General features: G+C 62.1%; 5 protein-coding genes and 1 pseudogene. 2 read left to right on the top strand and 4 right to left on the bottom strand.

Annotated features, from left to right (window positions below):
• From HUK84_RS09080 to HUK84_RS09065, 4 genes are all read right to left on the bottom strand, one after another.
• Window positions 1-313 (bottom strand): glycosyltransferase family 2 protein (locus HUK84_RS09080; RefSeq protein WP_176640007.1); only part of this gene is annotated, 313 nt, incomplete at its 3' end.
• A 76-nt stretch (window positions 314-389) separates the two neighbouring features.
• Window positions 390-1,451: a glycoside hydrolase family 5 protein gene (locus tag HUK84_RS09075; protein ID WP_246285573.1), complete on the bottom strand. Its 1,062-nt coding sequence runs from the start codon at window positions 1,449-1,451 to the stop codon at window positions 390-392.
• A gap of 33 nt (window positions 1,452-1,484) precedes the next feature.
• The gene (locus HUK84_RS09070) at window positions 1,485-2,780 is read right to left on the bottom strand and encodes a polysaccharide polymerase (RefSeq protein WP_246285572.1); all 1,296 of its coding nucleotides are present in this window, start codon (window positions 2,778-2,780) and stop codon (window positions 1,485-1,487) included.
• A 2-nt stretch (window positions 2,781-2,782) separates the two neighbouring features.
• Window positions 2,783-3,979 carry an acyltransferase family protein gene (locus tag HUK84_RS09065; protein WP_176640006.1) on the bottom strand — a complete coding sequence of 399 codons (1,197 nt, stop codon included), beginning with the start codon at window positions 3,977-3,979 and terminating at the stop codon, window positions 2,783-2,785.
• 582 nt (window positions 3,980-4,561) lie between these two features.
• On the opposite strand from HUK84_RS09065, the gene HUK84_RS09060 reads away from it, so the two are divergent.
• A complete protein-coding gene (locus tag HUK84_RS09060; protein ID WP_317135268.1) occupies window positions 4,562-5,611 on the top strand; it encodes a GumK N-terminal domain-containing glycosyltransferase in 1,050 nt (349 codons plus the stop codon).
• A 58-nt stretch (window positions 5,612-5,669) separates the two neighbouring features.
• A pseudogene (locus HUK84_RS09055) lies at window positions 5,670-5,913 on the top strand (glycosyltransferase); the annotation flags it as partial.

Raw genomic sequence — 5,913 nt, 5'->3', positions numbered from 1 at the left:
GCTGGCGTTCGAGCCGGTCGGGGGCGGCCATGTCGTCCGCGTCGAGCCGGGCGAGGAAAGGCGCCGAACAGGCCGCCATGCCGCGCGTCAACGCGGCGACGATCCCGCCATTCGGCTGGGTGACGACGACGACCCGCGGATCCTCGGCCGCCAGTTCCGCCAGAATGCGGCCCGTTCCGTCGCGCGAGCCGTCATCGACCACCACGATCCGGATATCGGAGCGCGTCTGGTTGCGCAGGCTGTCGACCGCCTGGCGGATGGTGGCCTCGGCATTGTAGGCGGGCATCAGGATATCGACGATCGGTTCGGACATGATTTTGCCCCCCAGATTTTAGCCTCAAGAGTTTGGGCCCATGATTTCGAGTCCATGATTTCGGGCCCGGTGTCCGCTACCGTATCGTCCGGTCCTGGCCCCGCGGCAGGTAGGTGTCGAGCACCGTCATCTGGGGGCGATCCTGCCCGGTCTTGGTCGGTTCCAGCGTGTACATGTACTCCCCCCACAAGGGGCCGGCCGCCCAATAGGTCCAGCCCAGCCACACGGAGCGGTTGTCGCGCAGATAGGCGGCGATCCGGTCGAGGTCCTGCAGGCACTGATCGTTCCGTCCGACCCCGAACTCGCCGAGGAATCCCTTGTGGTGCGTGGCCTTGAGCCAATCGGTGAAGGAGGCCAGGCGGCCGACCGCCTGATCGGCGGGGATGCAGTCCGGACTGCGGCCCGAACTGTCCTGGTCGAAATATTCATGGACCTCGAAGACCATGTTGTGCGCGGGATCGCGCAGCCTTTCGGCGACCGGCCCGAACAGGCCGGCGAAGCCATGCGCGGCGTCCCAATTGACGGACGATACCAGGACGGGATTCCGGGCGCCCGCCTGCCGGGCGCCCAGGATCGCTTGCTGGGCGATGTCCCCCCAATCCTGCGCCGAACTCTGCTGCGGTTCATTCATCAGGCCGAACCAGACATAGGGCCGGTCGCGGAACGCGGCGCCCAGGCGGGTCCATAAATCCCGGAAATCGGCGGCGGATACGCTGTCGCCGCCGATCAGCGTGCCCCGGTAGCGGCCATAATCATGGATATCGAGAATGACCGTCCCGCCGACCGCGTGCACCTGGCTTATGAAATTATCGATCCGCCCCAGATAGGCGGCGTCCAGGGGCGTGCGCAATGCGGGTTGCAGCCGTTCCCACAGCACCGACAGGCGGAAGATGTTCATGCCCTTGTCGTGGAAATAGGTGATCTCGGCCGGTTTCGGGAAAAGATAATCATACCCGTAGCGGCCGGGAATCTTGTTGGACGAATAGGCCGCCCCCGCCAGATTGACCCCCCTGTAATCCTGGGCCCGGGCGGAAGCCGGCATTTCGGCGATAACCAGGGTTGGAACCAGGGTTGGGACCAGTGCCGAGGCCAGGGTAGGGGCCAGGGTAAGGGCCAGGGCGGCGGAACGCGTCAACATGCCAAGAAACATCGGTATTTTCCCCGCAATGGATCAGATCGCGGCGCCCGGCAGGGGACCGGCGCGGCCGGCCCATGCCATTTTCGGGGCGGGGCGCCATGTTTTTGCCGGCCGGATCGTCTCGGTCACGCCGTAGAGGAACCACAGGAGTGCTGCGGTCTTGATCGTGAACACCGAGGCGCCGATGCAGAGGGACGTGGCGAAATAGACCGAGATCATGGATTTCATGATCGCGCCCTCATGCGTCAGGGGCCGGCGGAAGGAGAATAATCCGAGATAGAACAAAGTCAGGATGGCGCCGAGATTGTTCAGCACATAGGCATAGCCCGTGTCGGCCGTATAGACCTGGGACGGCGCCAGCGCGAACCATTGCCCGACATTCCAGTAATCCAGCAATCGCCCCGAGAAGACCAGGCGCCCGGAAAAATCGTCGTTGATGATCGCGGGCAGCACGCCGGGCAGTTCGTGCATCGAGCCGACCAATGTCAGCGCCGTGGCGACGAGAATCGGCAGGATGAAGGACACCATGGGCATCTTGCAGAACGGGCTGAGGCGGAGCAGGAGCATGGCGGCGCAGCAGCCCGACGCGAAGCGGGAATCGGCCAGGATGAAGCACAGCACCGAAAGCCCGTAGAGCGCCACATAGCGGCGTCCCGGCTGATTGCGCGACACGCTGAGGCACCAGGCGAACACGATGGCGGAGAAATTCCCCAGCGAATCCGGTTCGAGAAAAATCGAGGACACGCGATGCGAGCCGAATATCGACTGAAAGAACGTCCGGCTGGCGGCGGCGCCGCGATTGCCGCTGAGGAAGAGATTGGTGTTGCTGTAGTTCACCGTATCGCTGGCGATGACGCCTTTCTGCACGTAGTAATCCCATATATTGAACATCTGGGAATAAAGGCCGGTCAGAACCAGTTCCATGAACCCGACCAGCAGGACCAGGACCATGATGATCCAGATCGTGGACCGGGCCGTGCGTTCGGTCGCCATGCGGCCCAGGCCGTAGAAGATGTACATGATGCCGACATCATGGACGATCTTGAAGCTGATGGCCGGGTTCACAAGCTTGGCCCCGAGCAGGAAACCGACCGTGACCGCGATGATCCAGAACGCCGGACGATCGATCCGGTTTCGGATCATATAGAAGCCCGTCCCCATGATCATGATTTCGACTAGGGCGATCAGAGGATTTCCGACATGCACCCAGTGGCGGGTGGAAATGAAGCAAAGCGCGAGATTGAACGACGCCCCGGCGATGACGAGGTATTTTCCGCCCTTGCGAAGGTCGGCCGGGGATGCGGCCCGTTCGGCCACCGCGAGAGACATGCTCATCCTTCCAGTTCACGGGCCAGTTCAGGGGCCGTCGGAAGCGCGGGGTTCAGCCTGGCATTCTCCCACGCGGGTCGCGGATCGGACGACAGGCGGCGCGCCAGGGACCGCCCGAGATTATGCAGCGGCAATTCGACCCAGCGATATGTCACGCTGGAAACGGCCAGCGTGACGGCGATCGTCAGGACCGCCAGCATCGCCTGCGTCAGATCGGGCGCGGCGAGCAGAAGCCGCGTGCCCATGCGATGTTGTAAAAAATCAAACAATGCCAGCAAAATAGGCAAATGCAGCAAATAGACACTGTATGAGAGTTCGCCCACCCATACCATGCGCCGATGGGTGAGCACGGCGAAGGACCGGCCAGAGGCGTACAGATCGCGGACGATCACGAACGCCGCCAGCGATTCGATGATATTATAGACCTGTTCCGGCACGGCGTGCCCGCCGAGCGCCAGCCGGTCATAGAGCAGGATCACCGTCGCGGCGGCCGGGACTGCCGGCGATGCCGCCCACGCCACGGACGGGAGCAGGGGGATCAGGGCGCCGATCGCAAAGGACAGGCCGAAATTCAGGCCGATTTCCGAGGGCATCGGCACCAGCGCCAGCACGAAGAACCCGGCCAGCGCCCACGGGCGCAGGCGCGCATGACGCATCAGCACCAGGATGAGCGGGAAAACGACCGAAAAGATCAGTTCCACCCGAAGGGACCACATCGGCCCGTTATAGCGCGTATACGCGCCGAGCAGCGCCAGGGCGACATGGGATGGGGATACCGGCGCCCCCAGATTGCGTGCGAGCCAATCCACGAAGACGCCGACATTCATGCTGTCGCGCACATAGACCGTCACGGCGATGGAAAAGGCGACGGAAACCCACAGGAGGGGAAAGATGCGGAACACGCGCTTCAGATAGAAGCCGAGAACGGTGTCGCGATCGAATCGGCGGACGCGGCGGAGGGACAGCGACAAGACGCAGCCGCTCAATACGAAGAAAAGCAGGACGGCCGCCTGCGCATTGAAGGCGTACGTCACCAGGTCATGAATGAGGCGCCCCCCCGGCGTCCGCGGCACCGGATCGTAACGGATGACCTGGATGACGTGCCCCGCCAGGACGACCAGGCAGGCGACCCCGCGCAGCGACGTCAGTTGCTGCAAATAGGCTTTTTCGGAACGCGCCTCGAACAGATGGTCCGACATTCATCGTCTCTCCGCCAGAAGAAACCCCCCGGCACAGGCCGGGATCAGACAGACATAAATACAAAACATATCGCGACACTATCGCCCGACGGCGCATGAAGTTCGCCGACCAGCCCGACCAACGGGTGTGAAAAACGTTTTAAAGGCTGGAATGCCGCACGCAGCCGCTGACATGGCGTGACCACGTATTTTTGTATCACCTACCCCTTCCCGCCCGCGCATTGCAAGCTCAAGGTTCCGTGATGCGATATCTTTTTTTCCAACAGGCGAAATAGTTTCTTGATTCCGGAGTGCGGATGGTCAACAAATTGCCTTATTCAGGGTGCAAGTGCAGATACGCTTTGTTAACTCGCTGAGTTTAAACGTTCCTGAGTTTCATATAAGCGTCACTTCAAGATGTCCGGCCGTCCGCCGCCGTGTGAGACGGTTTGCCTGAATCGATTACGTCCAGACACAATTACGTCCTGACCTTTCATTGCAATCTTCCCTGCGTTCTTTGCAACGAAGTAGAGGCGGAATGTTCGTATGACCGTTTCACTGGTTATATCGGTGCATGACTATCGCTCTCGCCGGAAGGCGAGCGTGCATTTCATTACCGCCGAAATGGCGAAACGGGGAAAGACGCGTTTCTTCTCGGTCGGGCTGAGCCGGCTGTCGGAGCACAGGGGCGACACGCGGGCCGACCTGGCCCCGCGGGCCAACCGCGTGGAATATGTCGACGGCGTGGAATGTTTCTTGTGGAGAACGAGCTGGCATCCGTTCAATATGCGGCGGCCGGCCCTGGCGCCCGTGGAAGAATCGCTGTTCTGGCTTTATCGGCGGCTGATTCCGCGCATTCCCAGGCAATGGCTGCGCGAAGCGGACATGGTCTTCATCGAGTCCGGCATGGCGCCGGTTTTCATCGAGGATGTGCGGAAGCTGAACCCTGCGGCGCGCATTATCTACCTTGCATCGGACGACCTGGATGTCATCGATGCGGCCGGGACGATCAAGCGGCGGTTTCGCGCCAATTTCGACAGCATCGATACCGTCCGCCTGCCGTCGCGCCTTTTGCAGGACGGCATGCCGCATAATCGGACATCGTATTTCATTCCGCACGGGATCGACCGTACGATCGCCCAGAACGACTATCCGACGCCGTATGGGAATCGGCGAAGCTGCGTCTCGGTCGGGTCCATGCTGTTCGATGCGAGTTTCTTCACGATCGCGTCCTCGCTGTTCCCGGACATCGATTTTCACGTCATCGGCGCGGGCAAGGCCGCGAACGGGCTGTCGGCCGGCAACATCATCGTGCATGAGGAGATGCCGTTCGCGCAGACCCTGCCCTATGTCCAGCATGCGGCCTTTGGCGTGGCACCGTATCTGGACCGGCAGACGCCGCGGTATCTGATCGATACGTCGTTGAAATTGCGTCAGTTCGGCATGTTCGGGATACCGGCGGTGTGCCCCGAATTCGCCCTGGGGGATCAGGAGGGGCGCTATGGCTACCGTCCCGGCGTACCGGAGACGATCCGTGACGCCATAGACAAGGCACTGGCGCATCGCGCGCCGATACGGCCGCACATGCTGGGCTGGGACGAGGTCGTGGACCGGATCATCGCGCCGAAAGCCTATGCGGACACCAGTCTTTGACGCCAACGCAGCCCGCCAGGGGCAAGTCGACGGGGCCAGTCGACGGGAGGAGGAACGGATGCTTCAGCAGGTCGGCGACCAGGATTGCCCGATAGTGGGGATCTATCGCACCGAAATTCTGCCCTTGTCCGAGACCTTCGTACGGGACCAGTCCCTGGCGCTGACGCGCTGGAAGCCCGTCATGATCGGTGAAAGGCTGATCGACAAGCTGCCTCTGGAGGGATTGCCGGCCCGCGCCCGCTATCGGGGGCCCGCCACCCTGCCCCAGCGGGCGCGCAGCATGCTGGCCCGCAGCCTGAACC

It is taken from the genome of Nguyenibacter vanlangensis (genome assembly GCF_013376155.1).
Lineage (GTDB): Bacteria > Pseudomonadota > Alphaproteobacteria > Acetobacterales > Acetobacteraceae > Gluconacetobacter > Gluconacetobacter vanlangensis.
The sequence above is the reverse complement of the archived record's forward strand: the minus strand, read 5'-3'. Positions and strand labels throughout refer to the sequence as shown.

Excerpts from the sequence above, each read along its gene's own strand:
- HUK84_RS09070 (WP_246285572.1), bottom strand. The coding sequence starts at position 2,780 with ATGTCTCTCGCGGTGGCCGAACGGGCCGCATCCCCGGCCGACCTTCGC.
- HUK84_RS09075 (WP_246285573.1), bottom strand. The coding sequence starts at position 1,451 with ATGTTGACGCGTTCCGCCGCCCTGGCCCTTACCCTGGCCCCTACCCTG.
- HUK84_RS09065 (WP_176640006.1), bottom strand. The coding sequence starts at position 3,979 with ATGTCGGACCATCTGTTCGAGGCGCGTTCCGAAAAAGCCTATTTGCAG.